11 protein-coding genes are annotated in these 21,730 nt (G+C 46.5%); 6 read left to right on the top strand and 5 right to left on the bottom strand.

Annotation, left to right across the window (positions count from 1 at the left end; all coding sequences use genetic code 11):
- Window positions 1-98 precede the first annotated feature (98 nt).
- Window positions 99-410: a HigA family addiction module antitoxin gene (locus F597_RS0100810; protein WP_019537805.1), complete on the top strand. Its 312-nt coding sequence runs from the start codon at window positions 99-101 to the stop codon at window positions 408-410.
- Window positions 411-470: 60 nt separating this feature from the next.
- Here the strand turns inward: F597_RS0100810 and F597_RS0100805 are convergent, their stop codons facing one another.
- The 4 genes from F597_RS0100805 to F597_RS0100790 all read right to left on the bottom strand — a co-directional run bounded on the left by F597_RS0100805 (window position 471) and on the right by F597_RS0100790 (window position 7,894).
- On the bottom strand, window positions 471-1,568 hold the full coding sequence (locus tag F597_RS0100805; protein WP_044059950.1) for a glycoside hydrolase family 88/105 protein: 1,098 nt from the start codon (window positions 1,566-1,568) through the stop codon (window positions 471-473).
- 121 nt (window positions 1,569-1,689) lie between these two features.
- Window positions 1,690-2,910, bottom strand: coding sequence for a DUF2264 domain-containing protein (locus tag F597_RS0100800; protein ID WP_044059949.1), 1,221 nt, complete (start codon window positions 2,908-2,910; stop codon window positions 1,690-1,692).
- A gap of 234 nt (window positions 2,911-3,144) precedes the next feature.
- Window positions 3,145-4,785, bottom strand: coding sequence for a RagB/SusD family nutrient uptake outer membrane protein (locus tag F597_RS0100795; protein WP_232001552.1), 1,641 nt, complete (start codon window positions 4,783-4,785; stop codon window positions 3,145-3,147).
- A gap of 70 nt (window positions 4,786-4,855) precedes the next feature.
- On the bottom strand, window positions 4,856-7,894 hold the full coding sequence (locus F597_RS0100790; protein WP_157278860.1) for a SusC/RagA family TonB-linked outer membrane protein: 3,039 nt from the start codon (window positions 7,892-7,894) through the stop codon (window positions 4,856-4,858).
- Window positions 7,895-8,437: 543 nt separating this feature from the next.
- Here F597_RS0100790 and F597_RS0100785 point away from each other — a divergent pair.
- Window positions 8,438-12,580, top strand: coding sequence for a hybrid sensor histidine kinase/response regulator transcription factor (locus F597_RS0100785; protein ID WP_019537800.1), 4,143 nt, complete (start codon window positions 8,438-8,440; stop codon window positions 12,578-12,580).
- Between the two features lie 56 nt (window positions 12,581-12,636).
- On the opposite strand, the gene F597_RS0100780 is transcribed toward F597_RS0100785, so the two are convergent.
- On the bottom strand, window positions 12,637-14,793 hold the full coding sequence (locus F597_RS0100780; protein WP_019537799.1) for an elongation factor G: 2,157 nt from the start codon (window positions 14,791-14,793) through the stop codon (window positions 12,637-12,639).
- Between the two features lie 554 nt (window positions 14,794-15,347).
- Here F597_RS0100780 and F597_RS0100775 point away from each other — a divergent pair.
- The 4 genes from F597_RS0100775 (at window position 15,348) to F597_RS0100760 (ending at window position 21,701) form a co-directional block, all read left to right on the top strand.
- On the top strand, window positions 15,348-18,023 hold the full coding sequence (locus tag F597_RS0100775) for a calcium-translocating P-type ATPase, PMCA-type (RefSeq protein ID WP_019537798.1): 2,676 nt from the start codon (window positions 15,348-15,350) through the stop codon (window positions 18,021-18,023).
- 258 nt (window positions 18,024-18,281) lie between these two features.
- Window positions 18,282-18,548, top strand: coding sequence for an OadG family protein (locus F597_RS0100770; RefSeq protein ID WP_019537797.1), 267 nt, complete (start codon window positions 18,282-18,284; stop codon window positions 18,546-18,548).
- A 21-nt stretch (window positions 18,549-18,569) separates the two neighbouring features.
- Window positions 18,570-20,489 carry a biotin/lipoyl-containing protein gene (locus tag F597_RS0100765; RefSeq protein ID WP_019537796.1) on the top strand — a complete coding sequence of 640 codons (1,920 nt, stop codon included), beginning with the start codon at window positions 18,570-18,572 and terminating at the stop codon, window positions 20,487-20,489.
- 3 nt (window positions 20,490-20,492) lie between these two features.
- Window positions 20,493-21,701, top strand: a complete 1,209-nt coding sequence (locus tag F597_RS0100760) for a sodium ion-translocating decarboxylase subunit beta (protein ID WP_019537795.1) — start codon at window positions 20,493-20,495, stop codon at window positions 21,699-21,701.
- Window positions 21,702-21,730: the final 29 nt, after the last annotated feature.

Raw genomic sequence — 21,730 nt, 5'->3', positions numbered from 1 at the left:
AAAAGAATAATTCCGTGAAATACAGAATCCTAGAGATATGACCGAAATTGAAATTTGTTCATTGACAGATATTACAAACCATTATAAATAAAATGACTATGAGTGATTTAAAATTTCCTTTTCGACCGGTACATCCCGGAGAGTTATTGAAAGATGAGTTGAAATACCGGCACTTATCTCAGAAAGTTTTTGCGAAGCAATTGGGACTACCTTACACCGCCTTTAACGAGATATTGAATGGCAAACGTCCGGTAACAACTGATTTTGCTTTGTTCATGGAAGCGGCATTGGGAGTACCGGCTTATATTCTGGTTGGTATGCAAACAGATTATAACCTGCAAGTAGCACAAAAAGATAACAAACTGAACAAACGGCTTGACGAAATCCGCAAAATGGCTTCGATGTTTTGACAAACCTGTCTTAGCATCAAAGCCGACTTGAATCTTCTTTAGATACGATAAATATAGCTCTTATTCCAGGTATTTCACCATCTCAGAGGCAGCCAATAAGAAAGCGCCCACACCAAAATCGGCGGTCGTTCCCGCACTTACGTTATGTTGATCGGCCCGTTCACCGATAGGCTGTACATAGCCGACCTTACCGTCATCCTGTAAAGCGATATTCGTCAGGTAACTCCAACCTTCATCCACCACTGTCCTGTAGTCGTTTTTATCAAAGAAACCGTTGTTTATCCCCCATAGATAGCCGTAAACGAAGAATGCCGTGCCGCTGGTCTCGTATCCGGCAGCATGGTCGGCATCGAGCAGGCTTCTAGTCCAGAATCCCTCTTCCTGCTGGCAACCGGCAAGCGCTTTCGCCATATCCCGGTATACACTTATATATTCATCTCTATGGGGATTGTCTTCGGGCAGATCCTGTAATACTTTGGCCAGTCCGGCGAATACCCATCCGTTACCACGCGCCCAGAAGTCTTTCTTCCCATTGTTCGTCTTGTGAGCAGGATATATATATTTGGCATCCCGATAAAACAGAGTGTTCTCCTCATCGTACATCAGCTCTTTTGCAAAGGAGAAATATTCATGAAGTTTACTCAGATACAGTTCGTTTCCAGTTATATTGTATAGTTTTGTCATCACCGGCATCACCATATAAAGGCCATCAGCCCACCACCAGTAATCATTCTGCGGTGTGCTCATCTGGTATTCCATCACCTCTTTTGCTCGTGCAATCTTTCTTTCGTCTTTTGTCTCATCCAGATTATACAGGTCGACATATACCTGGAAACAGATCTGCCAATCTCCGAAAAGCACAAAATCGTCAGACTCCCCATATGAATACCTCCAGTTCTCCTTATTGTCTGATTTGGCACCTTTCCACCCATTGTGTTCTGCCCAGGCTTCGGAATATGCCTTGTATGCCTCGTTTCCGGTCACTTCATACGCAGCCATATTACCGGTATGATAGGCAGCTCTGTGCCAGAATGCATTGCCGTGTTCCGGATGATTGGCCTGCCAGTAACTGTTTATTTTGTGGATAATATCAATCACTTCTTTTACATCTGTTCTTTCAGGTGGTTTATTATTATCCTGACCCGGACCGCACCCCATGAAACAGGCGATTATTACCGTGAAAAATACCATTACAGACAAATCGTAAAACTTGTAGTTCATAATTCAGAGAGTTTGTTTGTTAAAATAAAGTGCAAATATCTCATTTATCCGGGTGTTATCAGTATCTTATAGCATGGTCTTTGGGGAAAGAATTTCCCTGCCATGCTTTTTTAGTTGTCCAGTCTTCCGCGGGAGAGATCCAGAACGAATGATCCACCGGCAGTCCCAACGGGAGAAACACCTCGGATGTGAGGTACATGCTGCCGTTGTTGGTATACCAGTCGGACAGGTCGGGCTGATGGCCGGCAAATCCTAATTGAAGGAATCCTCCTTCATTGAAATTGCCTTCGTTTATGAACATTCGTTTCATGGCAGCAGTGAGCGCACTCCTGACCTGTCCTTCGGACAATTCTTCCGGTAGGAATTCCTTCCACGAAAGCATGGACAGGGGTTGGAATACGCCTAAGCGGTAGGTCATGGAACGTCCGAACAACGGGAAGGTTCCTTCGGGAGAAATAAAGCGTTCCAATATGATCCCAAAGCGTTGCATCCGTTTTTTCGCGATATCCAAATCCTTGCGTATCGATTCCAGGCTTTTGTCCCGCAATGGTACTTTTCTGTCCACAAGCACCTGAAGGACCTGTATATACATCGGTTGTATCACATAGCTGTTATAGTAGTCAAAGGCGAAATGCTCCCCGTCAGAATACCATCCATCGCCAACGTACCATTCATCGACCTTCCTGATAGCGCTGTGTATGCGGTACATATCATACTGCGCCCCTGCCTCTATCAGGAAAGTTTCTACCATTGCCGAGAATAAAAGCCAGTTGGTGTAAGGAGGATCTATACGGCGTAGTTGCTGGAATTCCTTGATATATCTCTCTTTGGTTAATTCATCGAGCGGCTCCCATAACTGTTTGGGTGCACGGAGGAAACTGCTTGCGATATAAGCGGCATCCACCAACGGTTGCCCTTCATTTCTCCACAACAGGTAGTCGGGACTTTCGGGGTTAACCGCATGCGCGTAACTCTTCAATGCCCATTCGCGGAGTTGTTTCCTTTGCCTGCCTTCCGCCGTATCGTCGTCCGGCAGGCTGAGCCAGGGAGCTATCCCCGACATAAGCCTTCCGAAACATTCCATGTAGGTAACATCTTTATCCCGTCCATCCCATGTGGGGCTGACTTCCACCTGCATATTCTTTTTCAGTTCACCTTTACTCATATTTTCCAGTACAGGTGCAGCGATCCTGTATGCTAATCCGGCCCAGTATCCGCGGTCACCATCTACCGGTACTGCGGGGGAACCTTCCACAGTCTCCATCGAATAGACAGACATGACTGCCAGGAAAGAAGATACCATAAATGATATTATTTGTTTCATATTGTTTTTTTAGTTTACATATTTCACCATTTCAGATGCGGCCAGAAACCCTTTTTTCCGCTCTTTGTCTTGTGGGTAGGGTTAAAGGCAAAGAATAAAAGAAGCGGGGCAATGCCCCAAACCCGAAGCAAGCCCCGCTTCCGCTATCCTTGAAACCCGTCAAAAACGTTTATGTAGAACTTTGTCTTCTTAGTAACCCGGATTCTGTTTCAGTTCAGCCTCCTTGTTACGCTGGATTTCCGAGAGAGGAATCGGCAGCAGTGTATGTTTGTTTGCATCAAAACCGGTGATGGGTTTATAAAGGTCATCGTTCAAAGGAATACGTGAAGCCAACATGCCTGTACGGTGCAATGTCATACGGCGATTCTCCTCACCGATCAGTTCGCGGGCGCGTTCATCCAATATAAAGTCCATATTGATATCCGAAGCTGATACTTTACCTGCATCGGGTACAAGCTGACGGTACTCCTTGAATGCGCGGTCGCGCAATACGTTGATATCGTCGGCAGCACCGGCAGTGTTGCCCTGACGGAAGCGGGCTTCCGCACGCAGCAGGTAGGTTTCGCCCAGACGCATCATCGGCCAGTCTTTTACGACAGCATAACCGAAGTCATCCGTCGGGTCATAACCGCCCCACTTGGTACAATAGGTGTACATCGTTTCTATACTGTCAGTAGCGTATAAGATGATGGGATCACCCAACTCAACATGTACTTTCCTTACACCGGTTCCTGAAGCTACCCGCCAACCATTGGCATCCACATCAATATCTGCGCCGGTAAAGCCCGGTTTGTTATAATAAACTGTCCGGCGGATGTTGAAGTTGGAATTGCGGATGTCGCCCTGCAACCCGCTCCACGCATAATACTTCATGAAGTTGCTCAGGCGCAGGCGGCCGTTGCCGCGGCCTCCGAGGGAATCGCAGTTGGCATAACCGATATCAATCTTATGCAGTGCGGGTTGCCACACGCGGCGCTGTTGCGGATTGTCGATAGTCCCGCCCGTAACATTGACATTATATTCCATCTCAAATGTCCAGATGGCTTCGGTATTACCCTCCGAACGGCGCTGGTTCCCGAAACGGAACATGTCGCGGTAATAATCGCCGCCTTCCCCAAGGTACTTGCCGTACCGGGCTTCAATCAGCTTGTACTTGCCGCCGTCAATAATCTGGGTAGCCATCTGTTCCGCCTTGGCATAGTAGCTGTTGTCGCGCATGCCCATGCGCAGATATGCCTGGGCGCCCAAATGACGCGCCATGTCTTTGTTGCAACGGCTTGGCTTGGCCGCGGCGCCCACTTCAGGCAAATTGGCAACCGCATAGGTGATGTCTTCGTCGATGAGGGCATCCACTTCGGCAATCGGCTGGCGGGTGAAGTTGAATGTCGGCACAGATACCGGAGCGCTCAACAGGGGCACATCACCCCAAAGGGTGACCAGCTGGTCGTAGGCATACGCACGGAAGAAGCGTGCTTCAGCACTTGCAGCCGGATTCACTTCATCAACAGCCTCAATAATCAGGTTGGCATTGTTAATGAACTCATACAGCTTGCCCCAAAGATAGGAAACACCCGCATTTTCGGAATTCAGGTCGGCATACTGGTAGAATGGATTCTCTACGCCTTGCGTTGCGCCGGCGGAACAAACGTCAGTACCTATCTGCCAGATGCCCCAATAACCCTGATTGCTTGAATAACCGCCGATTTCGGCAACGATGCGGTGCAAGCCCGCCAACTGTGCATCCACGGTGGCATTGTCTGTCGCACCGGTGGCATCAAAACTATACGGATCTTCTTTCAAATAGTCGCTGCCACATGAAAAGAGGGTCATGCCCAGGGCAACCAATGAAAAGATGAATAATTTATTTCTCATTTTACATCATTTTTATCAGGTTAATACTTTAGAAAGTGACATTAAGGCCAAATACGATGTCGCGCGTAACAGGGTAATTCACGTCCCAATTCGTCGATCCACGCGTGATATATCTGGCTTCCGGATCCCAACCGATCCAGTTGGTAAACGTATAGAGATTGCGCCCGCTTACATAGAACTGCACATCGCCTAAACCGGCCTTATTCAACAGGGACTTCGGCAAACGGTAACTCAACGTGACATCCTTGATACGGGTGTAGCTGGCATCGCTCGGGAATCCGTAACCGTGTGAGTTGGAGTGGTTCCCCAGCGAACGCCATTCATTGCTTTTGTTCTCCGGTGTCCAGAAACCGACCTCAGCCGGGCCGTTGCGACGGCCAAGCTCATCGGAAGCCGTGGCAAGCACACCATTGTTGCTCATGACACCCTGGACAGTCTGGATGAAGACGCTCAATGAAAAGTTCTTGTAGGTAAATGTGTTTGTCAGACCTCCTGTCCATTTGGGTTGGGTTGTGCCAAGAACCCGCCTGTCGTTATCATCGATCTTGCCGTCGGGCCCGTCTTCGGGAAGACCGTCGCCGTCTGCATCGGGACTGCCGATATCAGCGAGTTTCAGGTCGCCGGCGACAGCTGAATCATCCCAACCGATGTTGCCGCCTTCGGCGACAGGTTTGCCAATCTCATCTTCTTGCCATATACCGACCTTCGTATAGTCATAAATCACACCGAAAGGCTTTCCGATAAACCAACGGTTACTGAGATCACTCTTGCCGTCTCCATATACATCCACCCACTTGCTGGTATTCTTTGAGAACACTAGTGTGGTGTTCCACCGGAAGTCTTTCGTATCAATATTGGTGGAGTTCAGGGTAAGTTCTATACCTTTATTGTTCAGCACACCAATATTGTCCCATACATCGGCAAAACCGGAAATGGTGTTCAGGCTTTGAAGCAGTAATACACCGTCGGTCGTACGGTCGTACCATTCGATAGTACCATTGAGACGATTGCTCCAGAGACCGAAGTCGGCAGCGATGTTGAGCGACTTGGTGCGCTCCCACTGGATACTGGAGTTACCCATACGTGTACCTACCTTCATGGTAGTGGTAGTACTGCCATCCATAGCCAAAGTGTTCGATGTCAACTTGAAGAATGAGCTGTATACAGGCAGCGAAGCATTACCGGAATATCCATAGGAAGTACGGAGCTTCAAACTGTTGAGTACATTGGTGATGGGTTGGGCAAACTCTTCACGGGTTACATTCCAGCCGATGGCGAAAGAGGGGAAAGTTCCCCACTTGGTATCGTCTCCAAATACAGAAGAAGCGTCGCGACGGACTGTCGCGGTAAACAGGTAGCGGCTATCATAGTTGTAATTCAGACGACCCATAAGGGATTGAAGACGACGCAGGTCGGCCTCGGATGAGACAGATTGCGTGGAACCGGTCTCCAGGTTGCCCCAGCCGAGGTTGTCATTCGGGAACATGCGGGAGTAGGCATAAGCTTCCTGCCAATACTTGCTCGAGGCCGAAAACAGTCCGGTAAAGTCGAAGTGATGCCGCTGAATGTCCTTCGCATAAGAAAGGATGTTCTCAATCAGGTAATACTGCGATTCGGAGTTGTAGATGTATCCATAGCCGTTTTCGTTGTAGACGGATTCACCCTCATAATAATTGTTGCGGGTAGGTATATAGGTATAACCACCGTTCAAACGATACTTCAAGCCGGCAAGCGGTTCCAGTAAATTACCAAAGTCTATTTCGCCATAACCGTTGACGGAGATGTTGAACGAGCGGCGTTTGGGGTTCAATGTAGTATTCAGCAAGGGGTTTGCCCACAATGTTTCTGCGTACATGGGATAATGCGTGTAGGTCACGCCGTCATCTTCATACATTTTAGCATAGGGAGACATGGCGGCAGCATTCAGCAAATTGGCACGGCCGCCGTCGCGGTTGTGAGCCGTAATGGAAAGACTTGAGCCGATGGTGGCGTATTTCGTGGGCTTCACGTCGATGTTGCTGCGAACGGCATAACGCTTGTAGTTATAACCTTTCACAACGCCTTGCTGATCCATAAAGTCACCGGCTACATAATATCTGGCAGCTTCGTCGCCTCCGCTTATACTCAGGTTATGGTTCTGGATGATACCCTGCTGGGTTACTTCGTCGATCCAGTCAATGGTCTTACCTGCCCTGAAATTATCCACCTCGTAAGCATACTGCACACCACCGTAATCGGGGTTTAACGGTTTATTCTGGATACGCGCATATTCGGCATAACGTTCAAGCAACTGGTCGGTCGAACCCGGTTCAAGCACGTGGGCAATTTCGGAGAACCCGACCCAACCGCCGTAGCGGACAGTCGGTTTGGCAGAAGCCCCACGCTTGGTAGTGATAAGGATTACACCGTTGGCACCCTGCACACCATAGATAGCAACAGAGGAAGCATCCTTCAGAATCTCGATAGATTCAATATCGTTGGGATTGACATCGTTAAGCGAGGCATCCACCGACATGGCTACACCATCCACCACAATCAGCGGGGAATTGCTCAAGTTTACCGAACTTCTACCGCGGGTAACGATACTTGCGGCATCACCCGGCACGGATGAAGTCTGGGTGATGTTCACACCGGCAGCCACACCCTGGATGGACTGCGCAATGTTTTGCACGGGCAAGTTGCTCAAGCGTTCTTTTGGCACTGAGGTAACCGAACCGGTAATGTCCGAACGCTTCTGCGTACCGTAACCTACAACTACCACTTCATCGAGGGTTTGGGTGTCTTCTTCAAGGATAATGGCCAATGACCGGCCGGTTACAGGTACTTCCTGTGTTATATAACCGATATAGCTGATCTGAAGGGTGGCTCCCGGAGATACGTTCAGGGTAAAATTACCATCGATATCAGTTATGGTACCATTGGTAGTGCCTTTCTCCAGTATACTCGCACCAATAACTGCTTCGCCATTCAGGTCGGAAACATTACCGGTTACGCTGGTTTGTGCAAACACCGTCATGCTGCATAAGCATAAGGCGATACATGTAATAAATGTTTTTAGTTTGTACATAGATTAATAATTTAGTAATGATATTACATTGGAGTTTATATGAATAAGGTTTTTAGATGCCTGATCATCGGCATTTTACTCTTAAATCAATATAATGTCTAGTAGGTTTTTGAACTTTTTAAGCTTTCAAGGTTGATCTTTACAATAAAATCAATATCTCTCTATAAAATCAAATTTTTTTAAAGATCTCAGGCTTTTTATTCATAGGCAAATTTCATTTAATTATATTAAAATATTATTTAAGACTCACAGTGGGCAAAGGTAGACCGGCGGGGTATAAATCAACTCTAATTATCACTCAAAAAGGTGGAAAAATATGAAGACAACTCTATTTTAACATAGCGTTTTACCGCTAATCTTTTAATAATTAGCTAAGTTTATTGGTAGGCTCCTTTTCCTGATAAGTTATCTTTTCACATAAATTCTTTCTGAACCAAGTTGAGTTTTCTTATTTTTGTAGAATATAAGATGCGCCTCAGCATAGCTCAAGTAAACTTGGCTCTGCATTCGACTTTCGCTATTTTTGTGAAAAATCTGATTTTGATGAAGAAGTTGTCACCAGATATTCTACCCAGTCATTTAACATTACTTTACGCCGTTTTCATTTTACTGTTCGGCTGTACAGATTTTATGTATTCTCAACAGAGCAGCGTTGGGTTGGATTTTAATATCCTGAGTACGACGGATGGTTTTCCCACCAATGAAATACAGAAAGTATACCAGGACCGGGAGGGATTTATGTGGTTTGCCACGAGAAACGGACTGTGCAGGTACGACGGATACCAGATAACGGTCTATAGCTCCAACCACCTTAAATCGCCTGTACTGACGAGCAATAATATTTATTGTCTTGCAGATGATGACCACGGAAATCTTTGGGTTGGTACGTATAACGGGATGAACCGGTTCGATAAGAGGTCGGGGACGTTTGAGCCGGTTGAGATCCGGAATACAAGCAACAAGGTGGTCTCCTGTATTCTCGTAACCCAAAATAATGAGGTCTGGATCGGGTTGGATGACGGACTATTCCGATATGATCCCCGGGAGAATGCCTTTACCCACCATAGCCTGCAAAGAATCGGCGATATTACCATAACCGGTTCGGTTAAATCTATTATTGAAGATACCTCCGGTGAAATATGGATCGGCACGTGGAATAGCGGATTATACCGGTATTCTCCCTCTAAAAATATCTTTTACGCTTATCCGCAACTGAATCAGCGCAACTCGGCGCATGCGATTTATGAAGACGGTAGGAAAAATATCTGGATAGGAACATGGGGTGAAGGTCTTCATCTGCTTGAAAATCCCCGTGATATGGGGAACCTCCGGTTGAAGACATACCGGCACGATACCAACGACCCGGAGAGTTTGTCGGATAACCTTGTCTATGATATCTGCGAAGATATCCACACGAATACCTTATGGATAGGTACCCGTAGCGGCCTTAGTATGCTGGAATATGATAACCCTTCCGGATTTATCAATTGGAGTACAACTCATAAGACCAATAAGCTTCCCTCCAACGAGGTCAATTCCATTATCCGGGATAACAAGGAAAATATCTGGATCGGTACTATCGGCGGAGGTGTCTTGTTTATAAATACGGAAAAGTCGAAGTTCAATTTTTTTGGTGTAGATCTTCCGGAGATACCTACCGGAGCGATACGGTCGGTTTTTTTAGATAATGATGATAATATGTGGATGGGTGTAGGTACATACGGAGTTGTCCTGCATGATAAAAAATCGGGAAAGACTATCTCGCAACTGGCCTTGCCTGAATTCAACGGAATGGGTCAAATTACAACGTATGATATCAAGCAGCGTAATACCGGCGAAATACTTTTCGGTACGTATGGAGGCGGGTTATGGGTATATGAAAAAGGAAAACCTGTCAAAACGTATACTGAAGAGAATTGCAGTTTCATCAGTGATAATCGTATACGGAGCATTTACATCGACCGACAGCAGAATTGCTGGCTTGGAACGCAATATGGGCTGGGTGTCTGGCTCAGCGATAATACAGGAGTTACTTTCGATGAGATCATTATCGATGGTAAGCGCCTGGAGCCGTCAAGTATGATCGATATCGCGGAAGACGATACCGGCAGAATATGGGTTGCAACGATCGGTAATGGTATAATATCGGTGGAAGGTGATCCCTGGCGTAAAGAAGGACTCACTTTCAGGAACTATACTGCTGAAAATGGAAAGATATCCGCTCACACCATCAATGTGCTGCATTATGATACCTTCGGACGTTTATGGGCGGGAGCCGAAAACGGAAGGTTGTACCTGTACGACAAAGTGTCGGACTCGTTTATCGACAAATCGCCCCAATTCTCTATTCTGGGAACCCTGATTAGTTCCATCAGGGAAGACCGGCAGGGAAATCTGTGGATCGGTACAAGCAACGGACTTGCCAGGCTCTCGTTCAATGAAACAGCCGAACTGACAAGCTATCGGGTTTATACTACAGCCGATGGGTTATGCGATAACTTTTTCATATCGAAATCATCCTGTAATCATAACGGAGAGTTGTTTTTTGGGGGGTATAAAGGATTGGTAAGGTTCAATCCCGATAATATAGAGGTAGAGATCAATCCGACACCGTTTTATATAACCGATATAAGGGTATTGAACACCTCTTTCTATAACCTGGATAAGGAAATAACCGGCAAAATATCTGAAAAAGTCCCTTCTTTCTCTGATCGGATCACGATTCCGCATAAGTATAACAATTTCAGTATCCATTTTGCGACCCTCAATTACAAAAATCCCGAACTGAACAGATATGCCTATAAACTGGCCGGGTTTGATCCGGACTGGACATATGCCGATTCGAAACAAAATGTGGCTTATTACAATAATCTTTCGCCGGGACAGTATGTTTTTCAATTGAGGGCGACTACGCAGAATGGCGTGTGGAACGATGAGATTAAAGAGATGCGAATCAATGTGCTGCCCCCGTTCTGGCTTTCATGGTGGGCTTTTGTCATCTATTTTTGTACTTTCGTGCTGATCGGTTATGCGATCTACCGGAATATCCTGAATCGCATACATCTTCGTAATCAATTACGGTATAAAGAGATAGAACAGGAAAAAGCAGAAGAACTCAACCATGCCAAACTACAGTTTTTCACGAATATCACGCATGAATTCCTGACACCGCTCACCATTATTTCGGCTACAGTGGACGAATTGCAACAAATATCACCCCGGAATGACGACCTGTATGCGACTATGGGGCAGAATATCAACCGGTTGTCCCGGTTGTTGCAACAAATCCTGGAATTCAGGAAAGCCGAGTCAGGGAATTTGCGATTGCGCGTTGCATACGGTAATATCTCCGAATTTATAAGGAACGCTATCGAGTCGTTTTATCCGCTGATCAGGAAAAAGAAACTTCATTTTTCCTACGTGAGTGATCCGGAAAATATCCAGGGATTGTTTGATATTGACAAATTGGACAAGATTCTCTACAATCTGGTCTCAAATGCTGCCAAATATGTTTCGGAAGGGGGCTCCATACGGGTAACGCTATCATACCGGGATGAAGAAAAAGACCATATCCTGGTATCGGTAAAAGATGATGGAGCGGGAATCTCGAAAGAAGACCAGCAAACATTATTCAAACGGTTCTACGAGGGAAATTACCGTCGGCACAAAACTACTGGTACCGGCATCGGATTATCACTGGTAAAAGACCTTGTCAACCTCTATCACGGGACGATACAGGTGGAAAGCGAGATCGGTAAAGGGACTGAATTCACGGTCATTCTTCCCATCGATGTCTCCTGTTTCGAGGATTCAGAAATCGATACGAATAAATTTGAAACCGTCCGGGAGCCGACAATCGTGGAAGCCCCCGCGATAGCAGAAGAAAACGCACCTACGACGAAAAAACAAAAAACATCATCCATATTGGTTGTGGAAGACAATGCGGAGATATTGCAGCTTATTCATCGGTTGTTAAACAGGGATTATCATGTATTGACTGCTACAAACGGAAAAGAGGCGATGCTTATTCTCGAACATGAAAAAATAGATATTATTGTTTCGGATATTATGATGCCGGAAATGGATGGCGTGGAACTGTGCAGATCGCTGAAGAACAATATTGAATATAGTCATATTCCTATTATCTTACTGACGGCCAAAACCGATGAGAAAGACCGAGCCGATGCCTATGAGTCGGGAGCCGATGCATTTATCAGTAAGCCTTTTAACCTGAACGTACTGCATGCGCGTATCAAAAATCTCTTAAAAAGCCGGGAACGCATAGCACGGGATTTTAAAAACCAGCTGGTATTTGAATTGAAAGACCTGGAATTCACCAATCTCGACGAAGAATTCATACGAAAAGCGATCGATTGCGTAAACCGGCATTTAGATAATACGGAATTTGACCAGCAACAGTTCTCGGAAGAGATGAACGTAAGCAAGTCCACGCTGTATAATAAGCTGAAAACCCTTACAGGATTGAATACTTCGGCATTTATCACGAATATCAGGTTAAAAGCGGCCTGCCGGATCATGGATCAAAACCGGAATATCCGGATATCGGATCTGGCTTATGCTGTGGGGTTCAACGATCCTAAGTATTTCAGTTCCTGCTTCAAGAAGGAATTCAATATGCGTCCGAGTGAATATATAGAACGATTTTCGGGTACATTGGGAGAATAATCAAACAGGGGCGGCCAAACGGTCGCCCCTGATGTTGAAGTAGTGTGTGGTTATTGTTACTCTTCCTTTTCCTGTGCCTCATACGCTTTCAACAGTTTTTCCTGTACATCGGAAGGAACCAGTTCATAGCTCGAGAATTTCATGGAAAAAGAAGCCCTTCCACCGGAGATGGAACTCAGCGATGTGGAGTAGGAACTCATTTCTTTCAGGGGCACTTTCGCCTTCAGTTTTTCGAATCCTTTTTCACTTTCCATACCCATGATCATGGCACGGCGTCCCTGCAGGTCACTCATCACATCGCCCATATATTCACCCGGTACGGATACCGTTACATCATAGACAGGTTCGAGGATCTTGGGCCCTGCATTTTTGAAGGCGGTACTGAACGCATTGCGTCCTGCGAGCATAAAAGAGATTTCATTGGAATCCACAGGGTGCATCTTGCCGTCGTACACAATCACGCGTACGTCGCGGGCATACGATCCGGTAAGGGGCCCCTGCTCCATACGGGCCATGATCCCTTTCAGGATAGCAGGCAGGAAGCGGGCGTCAATGGCTCCACCCACGATACTGTTCACAAATACCAGTTTGCCGCCCCAATCCAGGTTGATCTCCTGTGTATCGCGGTTCTGTACTTTGTATTCCTGCCCGTTAAAACGATAAACTTCCGGCACAGCCATCCCTTCGGTATAAGGCTCTACAATAAGATGCACCTCACCGAACTGGCCGGCACCTCCCGACTGTTTTTTGTGGCGGTAATCGGCACGCGCCGACTTCGTAATGGTTTCGCGGTAAGGGATCTTGGGCTCCAGGAATTCAATCTCGATCTTATCGTTGTTTTCCAACCGCCATTTCAATGTTCTCAGGTGGAATTCGCCTTGTCCGGAGACAATAGTCTGTTTCAGCTCCTTGGAGTTTTCCACCAACCAAGTGGGATCTTCCTCTTTCATGCGGGTGAGGGCTTCGCTCAGCTTTTCGGAGTTCGACTCGTTGACAGCCTTGATCGCCCGGCGGTAACGGGGTTCCGGATAACGGATGAAGTCAAACTTGTTCTCGGTATCTTTTGAGTTGAGTGTATTTCCTGTACGCACGTCTTTCAGTTTTACCGCTGCGCCGATACTGCCAGCCTGTAACTCTTCCGCTTTGTTGCGGATCTGTCCGGCCACGGTATAAAGCTGTACGAGGCGTTCTTTTGAACCGCGGTTAGCATTGACGAGATCGTCGCCTTCTTTCACCGAGCCTGACATTACCTTAAAATAGGAAACTTCCCCGATATGGGGCTCGACCGTTGTTTTAAAGAAAAACAAACTTGTGGGGGCTGATGCATCGGGTTTCACTTCTTCCCCTTCGCTGTTAAGAGGGGTAGGGACATCAAGCGGAGAGGGCGCCACCATACTCAGGAAGTTCATGATACGGTGCACAGCCATATTTTTTTCTGCTGACGCACAGAAGAGCGGGAAGAGGCTGCGGCTGATCATTCCCTTGTGGATACCGTCTCGCATCTCTTCTTCGGTAAGGGAACCCTGATCGAAATATTTTTCCATCAGACCTTCATCATTTTCGGCTGCTGCTTCCAACAAAGTCTGATAATATTCTCCCGCTTTTTCCTTCTCACTATCGGGGATTTCCAATACGTCGGGGGCTGTAGCACCCGGTTTCCATTTATACAGCTTTTGCTTCAATACATCCACGATCCCGTCGAAAGAACTGCCGCTGCCAATAGGATATTGTACCGGTACGACTTTGTTACCATATTGTTCTTTCAGGCTTGCAAGGGTGTTGTCGTAATCTGCTTTCTCATGGTCCATCTGATTCATCAGGAAAAGGAGCGGTTTATTCAGGTCGTCCACATAGCGGAGCTGATTGACGGTGCCAACTTCTATCCCGTTGGCAGCATCGATCAGCATCAGTGCCATATCCGTAACATTGAGGGCTGAAACAACTCCTCCCACAAAATCATCCGAGCCTGGACAATCGATAAAATTCATCAGTTTCTCTTTCCACTCGTATGAAAAAACAGTGGAGAAGACGGAATATCCATATTCCTTTTCTACAGGGAAGTAGTCACTCACGGTATTTTTTCCGTTTACCGTACCGCGTCGTTTTATAAGACCACACTCGAAAAGCATGGCTTCTGCGAGAGTGGTCTTACCTGAGCCTGCATTGCCAATGAGGGCAATGTTCCTGATTTCGTTTGTTTTGTAAACTTTCATACGCTTTTTTATTTTTTTTGTTGATGTGTATGGAATATTCGCGTTAAGCCAAATGGGCAGAGCCAAGTTTACTTGAGCTATACCATGGCGAGTGAATATCTAAATTTGTTTGAACTCGCAATAATCATGTGTCCGTGTGAGAATAGTTCTCTTGCTCGTTTCATGATTAGAAAATATTATAATGTTATTAATATGCCCATAAGACTAATTAATAAAGAAGTCAAGAAGTTTGAAAATCTTGAATATTGAATCTTAATCTTGAATTTCTATAGTCTTAGTTCTTGATCCTAATTTTTAATTGTATGAAAAAAGACTTTGCCGTGGTATAAAGACCGGCAAAGTCATGCTATCCAAAACAGCGCCGCAATATATAAAAAACGTATGACAAACAGTGATTCCATAATTATGTTATATAACATATAGTGGAGTGAATTGTCTAAAGAGGAGTAGGGAAGGGATAAACATTTTTTTCTACCGTTTGTTTATTCTGCATATGTTTCAGGAGGGTTTACTCCAGCCATGAAGACGCACGTTTATATTTAAAAGATTAAAGAATGAAAGATCGCTATTACAGTCAACCGGTTGAAGAGATATTGCAACAATTAAAAGTTTCATCAGATAGAGGACTTTCGGAAGATGAAGTGAAAGAACGGCTTACCCGGTATGGCCCCAATCAACTCCAATCCCAAAAACAGAAAACACTCCTGATGATGTTCTTTGAACAATTCAAGAGCATCATGGTAGTTATTTTACTTATCGCTGCCGTCGTGTCGGGAGTGATCGGCGTCATGGAGGGCGAAGGATTGGTAGAAGCTTTTGTGATATTGGCGATATTGGTGATTAACGCGGTGATCGGTACGGTACAGGAGAAAAAGGCACAATCATCGTTGGATGCGTTGAACAAGATGAGTTCACCTCATTCGAAAGTGTTACGGGAAGGACAGGTGACAGAGATCACATCCACCGAAATTGTGCCCGGCGATATAGTGGTGTTGGATACAGGCGATATTATCCCTGCCGATTTGCGTCTGATAGAGGCGGTGAATATGAAAGTACAGGAATCGGCTCTCACTGGTGAGTCGGTACCTGTAGAGAAGAGTGAGGAAGTGTTGGAGGCGAAAGAACTTCCTTTGGGTGACCGGGATAACATGGCTTTTTCTACCAGTACTGTAACGTACGGACGTGGTAAAGGAGTGGTGGTCGGTACCGGAATGGAAACCGAAGTGGGCAAGATAGCCCATATGCTCCAAAATACGCAGGATACGGAAACGCCGATGAGTAAACGTCTCGGACAACTCGGTAAAGTGTTGGGTTATGTAGCGCTGGGGATCTGTGTCTTTATATTTATTATAGGCGTCTTGTACGGCAATCACTGGTTAGAGATGCTGATGATGGCTGTCAGCCTGGCAGTAGCGGCTATCCCTGAAGGATTGCAGATAGTCTCCACTATTGTATTGGCTATTGGCGTACAGCGCCTGGTGAAGTTGAACGCCATCGTGCGTACATTGCCTTCAGTAGAGACATTGGGGAGTGTCACGGTGATCTGCTCCGATAAAACAGGTACGCTTACACAGAATAAAATGACCGTCGTGGAAGGATGGACAGGTGGTAACCGCATCGATTTCCGCAATCCACCGCTTCCCGAAGAACTTGATAGCGATGAGCAGATGTTGCTGCAATCATCTTTGCTCTGTACCGATGCACATCTTAAAATGTTGTCAGGTGGAGAACATGAGATTGCCGGAGATCCTACGGAAACTGCTATTGTGGCTGCTGCTCTCGGATTGAAAATGGATAAAAATGAATTGGACAGCCGCTTCCCCCGTGTGGAAGAAGTGCCGTTCGACTCCGAAAGGAAAAGAATGTCGACCATCAACCGTATGGAGGACGGGAAATTCCGTGTAAACCTGAAAGGGGGACTGGATGAGGTACTTGCGGTTTCCTCGCAGATACTTATCCACGGAAAAGTGCGTCCCATTACCGAAGAAGATAGTGAGACCATCAAAGAAGAAAATCAACGGATGGCGCAGTCGGCATTACGTGTACTGGCCGTTGCATACAAAGATATGGAAACCCTCTCTGATGAGGTGAATGCGGAAACGATTGAGAAGGATCTCATCTTTGTGGGGCTGCTCGGTATGATTGATCCGGCCCGCCCCGAAGTAGTGGAAGCAGTGAAAAAATGCAAGACAGCCGGGATTCGTCCCGTGATGATCACCGGTGACCATAAGGTGACAGCAGTCGCTATTGCCGGTGAGACAGGGATTTACAATGAAGGGGATAAAGCTGTTACCGGTACCGATGTGGAAGAGATGGACGATGATACGCTTTATCGAGACGTAAAGGCCTATTCGGTATATGCACGTGTAGCTCCTGAACACAAGGTGAGGATAGTGAAAGCCTGGCAATCTCATGATGATATCGTGGCGATGACTGGCGACGGGGTGAATGATGCGCCGGCACTCAAACAGGCCGATATCGGTGTATCGATGGGAGTGGTGGGTACAGAAGTAGCCAAGGAAGCATCCGATGTGATCCTGACGGACGATAATTTTGCGACCATCGTAAGCGCTGTGGAAGAGGGACGCCGTATTTATGACAATATACTAAAGGCTATACAGTTTTTGCTGTCGGCCAATGTGGGAGAGGTATTACTGATCTTTATCGCTTCTATTGCCAATATCGGCAATCCGTTAACTCCTATCCTTATATTATGGATTAATCTGGTTACAGACAGCCTCCCTGCGCTGGCATTGAGTATGGATCCTGCCGATAAGGATGTGATGACCCGTAAACCGCGGGATCCCAAACAGGGATTTTTTACCAGAGGGATGATCCGTAGAATAGGCTACCAGGGAGCTACTATCGGCCTGATCTCATTGGCTGCTTATATTATTGGCTTTAAGGATGGAGGTCAACCTTTAGGACAGACTATGGCTTTTGCCGTACTGGGTTTTTCGCAATTGTTACATGTACGCAATCTGCATTCCAACAGACGTTCTTCTTTCCAAACAAGTATATTCAGTAACAAGTCATTGCTAGGAGCAATCTTCTTGTCGGCTCTACTCCTATTTGCTGTACTGGTGATACCTGGCGTAATGGAAATTTTTGGTGTAACGGCGATGGATGGCACTCACTGGCTTTATGTAGGCCTTCTTTCTCTGGTGCCTATTGTTGTGGTAGAACTGGTGAAACTGATGAAGTTCAATCACAGTAAAGACGAATATTGAAATTAATGTGCCAATGTACCAATGTGCCAATGTCTCCGGTTTGGTAGCATACATATACCCCGGGTTGTATGCTCCTTGAGGATATTAAAATCACGTTAAACAATCCTTAAATTGCGCAAAGTGTAGTTTTTTGTGCAATAAATCAGATATTTTTCGTATTTTTGGAATTCGAAATTTACATTCTTGTGTTAAATCTGCCCTAATCCTTTCAATTTAATTTTGTTAGGTTGTCATCTTTTGGGTTAAAAAAAGGTATATATGGAAAATCTGAATACGGCATTAGGCCTATTGGTGGTAGGAATGGTTACTGTCTTTATTATTCTTTGGCTGGTTGTAGTGATTGGTAATTTAGTGATTCGTCTCACCAATCGTTTTATTCCGGTGGCAGATCCGACGGCAGGTAAAGCCGGGAACGGAGGTATTGCAGGAAAGAGGGTTCATTCTAAGAAACTTGCAGCCATTGTGGCAGCCGTAGATGTGGTGACACAGGGAAAAGCCAATGTGGAATCCATAGAGAAGAAATAAATCAAAAAATACATTTTTAATATGGGAAGAGAGATAAAATTCAGTCTTATGTACAGGGACATGTGGCAATCGTCCGGTAAATATGTTCCCACTGTAGATCAGCTCACGGAGGTAGCTCCTGCAATTATTGATATGGGTTGTTTTGCCAGGGTGGAGACAAACGGCGGTGGCTTTGAGCAGATCAACCTGCTGTTCGGGGAGAACCCTAACAAAGCCGTACGTGAATGGACGCAGCCCTTTAATGATGCGGGTATACAAACGCATATGCTGGAACGGGGATTGAATGGAATACGTATGAGCCCGGTACCGGCTGATGTGCGCAGGCTGATGTTCCGGGTGAAGAAGAAACAGGGAACCGATATTGCCCGTTCATTCGACGGACTGAATGATCCCCGTAATTTAGAGAATTCCATTAAATTCGCCAAAGAGGCAGGGATGATTGCCCAGGCTGCGCTCAGCCTGACGGTATCGCCCATTCATACGGTAGAATATTACACTGAGTTGGCTGATACCCTGATAGGAATGGGTGCCGACGAGATCTGTGTCAAGGATATGGCTGGCGTGGGGCGTCCCGCAAGCATCGGTAAGATCATCAAAAAAATCAAAGAGAGACATCCTGATATTCCTATCCAGTACCACGGCCATGCCGGTCCCGGTTTTCAGATGGCTTCCATCCTCGAAGCTGCCTATGCCGGTGCGGAATATATTGATGTGGGTATGGAGCCGCTGGCCTGGGGGACAGGACATGCTGACGTGCTGGCAGTACAGGCTATGCTTAAGGACGCCGGTTTCAAGGTGCCGGAGATCAATATGAAAGCTTATATGAAAGTGCGTTCTCTCACGCAGAAGTATATTGACGATTTTCTCGGTTATTACATCAACCCAAAAAACCGGTTGAATAATTCACTGCTGATCGCGCCAGGATTACCCGGCGGTATGATGGGCAGCCTGATGGCCGATCTGGAGAATAACCTTTCTTCCCTCAACAAGTGGAAGAAGAAGCACGGACAGCCGAAACTCACGCAGGACGATTTGTTAATCAAACTGTTTGATGAAGTGACTTATGTATGGCCCAAGATAGGGTACCCACCGCTTGTCACACCGTTCAGCCAGTATGTCAAGAACCTGGCGCTGATGAACGTATTACAGCTTGAAAAAGGCAAAGACCGCTGGACGATGATCGCTGATAATATCTGGGACATGATCCTGGGGAAGTCGGGTAAACTCCCCGGCGAGCTGGCTCCGGAAATAGTGGAGATGGCGAAACAGCAGGGGCGTGAGTTCTATACCGGCGATCCGCAGGCACTCTATCCTGATCAGTTGGATGAGTTCCGTGCAGAGATGAAGGGAAATAATTGGGATTTTGGACAGGACGACGAAGAGTTGTTCGAATTAGCCATGCATCCGGAACAATACAGAGCCTATAAGTCGGGTGATGCCAAGAAGTCTTTCGAAGCCGAATTGGCTGATAAAAAAGTAGAAAAAGAAGCATCGGTAGTTCCGGTACCTCCAAAAGCGGAGGCAACCAATGTCCATAGTTTCCAACCCAGAACACTGGTCGTCAATATTGATAATGAAGAGTATGTAGTGAATATATCCTATCCCGGAAACGGGGATGGAACGTCTCTGCCGCAACCCGCCGTTCAGTCAACCGCTCCTGTAAAGCAACCAACCGCAGTAAATGCGACACCACTCTCTTCTAATGGACAGGTAAAAGAGGTGGTTTCGCCGCTGGAAGGGAAATTCTTCCTTACCAAAGATTCTTCGGAAACTGCGGTGAAGGTAGGGGATACTGTGCAGGCAGGCGATATTATCGGTTATATCGAGTCGATGAAGACTTATAATGCCGTGGCTGCTGAAGAGAGCGGTAAAGTGACGGAGATTTGCTTCGCCAACGGTGCTGCAGTAGACGAAGATGACGTACTCATTAAAATGGTATAAGAAATGAGTGAAATCTTTGCCAGTCTGACAGAAATGACCGGATTCGGGATGATAGGGTGGGAGACCATTCTGATGTGGGTGATCGCATTTGTCCTATTGTATCTCGGTATCTTTAAAGAGTATGAACCGCTTCTGCTTGTCCCTATCGGTTTTGGTGTGTTACTGGCCAACCTGCCCGGCGCAGGGCTCGGTATAGTGGATAGTGCCCTGGTGCATCATACCGACGGTAGTTATATGAATCTGCTTGAGATCGCTGACCAGCACGGTATTATGAATTTCCTTTATTACGCGCTGATCAAGACCGGTATCCTGCCGCCTGTCATCTTTATGGGAGTGGGTGCGCTTACCGATTTCGGGCCAATGCTGCGTAACCTCAAGCTCGCATTGTTCGGTGGTGCGGCACAGATCGGTATCTTCTCGGTATTGCTTGCCGCCGTTATCATGGGTTTTACACTGCCTGAAGCCGCTTCCCTCGGAATTATCGGTGGTGCCGACGGGCCAACAGCCATCTATACCACCATTAAGCTGGCTCCCCATTTGTTAGGCCCTATCGCTATTGCTGCCTATTCCTATATGGCTTTAGTGCCTGTGATCATCCCGGCGGTGGCTAAATTGCTGATGACCGAGAAGGAGTTTAAAATTCATATGAAGAAGATGGATAAACAATATCCGCCCAAGCATGATATCAAGCATCTGAAGATTGTAAAGATCATTTTCCCGATCGTGCTGGGAGTGGTTGTGGCGGTTTTCGTACCTTCTTCAGCACCGTTATTGGGGATGTTGCTGTTCGGTAACCTGGTGAAGGAAATCGGCGCCAATACAGGCCGACTTGCCGAGGCAGCTTCCGGCCCCATCATGAACACGGCTACCATCTTTTTGGGGTTGACTGTAGGAGCTACCATGACATCGGAAGTATTCCTCTCAGGCCAGACACTGGGTATTATTGTAGGGGGATTCCTTGCTTTTGCCGTTTCGGTAGCCGGTGGAATCTTGGCTGTGAAGGTCACCAATATGTTCTCGAAGAAAAAGATCAACCCCCTTGTGGGCGCTACGGGACTGAGTGCCGTACCCATGGCCTCTCGTGTAGCCAATGAAATGGCCTTGAAATACGATAAGTCGAATCATATCCTGCAGTACTGTATGGCCAGCAACGTATCCGGCGTGATCGGCTCGGCTGTGGCGGCAGGTGTATTGATCTCGTTTTTAGGTTGATAAAAACGGCTAAAATTGTAATTAATTAT

Origin of the sequence: Proteiniphilum acetatigenes DSM 18083 (assembly GCF_000380985.1) — a bacterium.
GTDB lineage: Bacteria > Bacteroidota > Bacteroidia > Bacteroidales > Dysgonomonadaceae > Proteiniphilum > Proteiniphilum acetatigenes.
Note: the sequence above shows the minus strand (reverse complement) of the source record. Positions and strands in the feature narration are given on the sequence as shown.

Bases quoted from the DNA above. Each gene is read 5' to 3' on its own strand.
- F597_RS0100810 (WP_019537805.1), top strand. From the start codon at position 99: ATGAGTGATTTAAAATTTCCTTTTCGACCGGTACATCCCGGAGAGTTA.
- F597_RS0100805 (WP_044059950.1), bottom strand. From the start codon at position 1,568: ATGGGGTGCGGTCCGGGTCAGGATAATAATAAACCACCTGAAAGAACA.
- F597_RS0100800 (WP_044059949.1), bottom strand. From the start codon at position 2,910: ATGTCTGTCTATTCGATGGAGACTGTGGAAGGTTCCCCCGCAGTACCG.
- F597_RS0100795 (WP_232001552.1), bottom strand. From the start codon at position 4,785: ATGACCCTCTTTTCATGTGGCAGCGACTATTTGAAAGAAGATCCGTAT.
- F597_RS0100790 (WP_157278860.1), bottom strand. From the start codon at position 7,894: ATGTACAAACTAAAAACATTTATTACATGTATCGCCTTATGCTTATGC.
- F597_RS0100785 (WP_019537800.1), top strand. From the start codon at position 8,438: ATGAAGAAGTTGTCACCAGATATTCTACCCAGTCATTTAACATTACTT.
- F597_RS0100780 (WP_019537799.1), bottom strand. From the start codon at position 14,793: ATGAAAGTTTACAAAACAAACGAAATCAGGAACATTGCCCTCATTGGC.
- F597_RS0100775 (WP_019537798.1), top strand. From the start codon at position 15,348: ATGAAAGATCGCTATTACAGTCAACCGGTTGAAGAGATATTGCAACAA.
- F597_RS0100770 (WP_019537797.1), top strand. From the start codon at position 18,282: ATGGAAAATCTGAATACGGCATTAGGCCTATTGGTGGTAGGAATGGTT.
- F597_RS0100765 (WP_019537796.1), top strand. From the start codon at position 18,570: ATGGGAAGAGAGATAAAATTCAGTCTTATGTACAGGGACATGTGGCAA.
- F597_RS0100760 (WP_019537795.1), top strand. From the start codon at position 20,493: ATGAGTGAAATCTTTGCCAGTCTGACAGAAATGACCGGATTCGGGATG.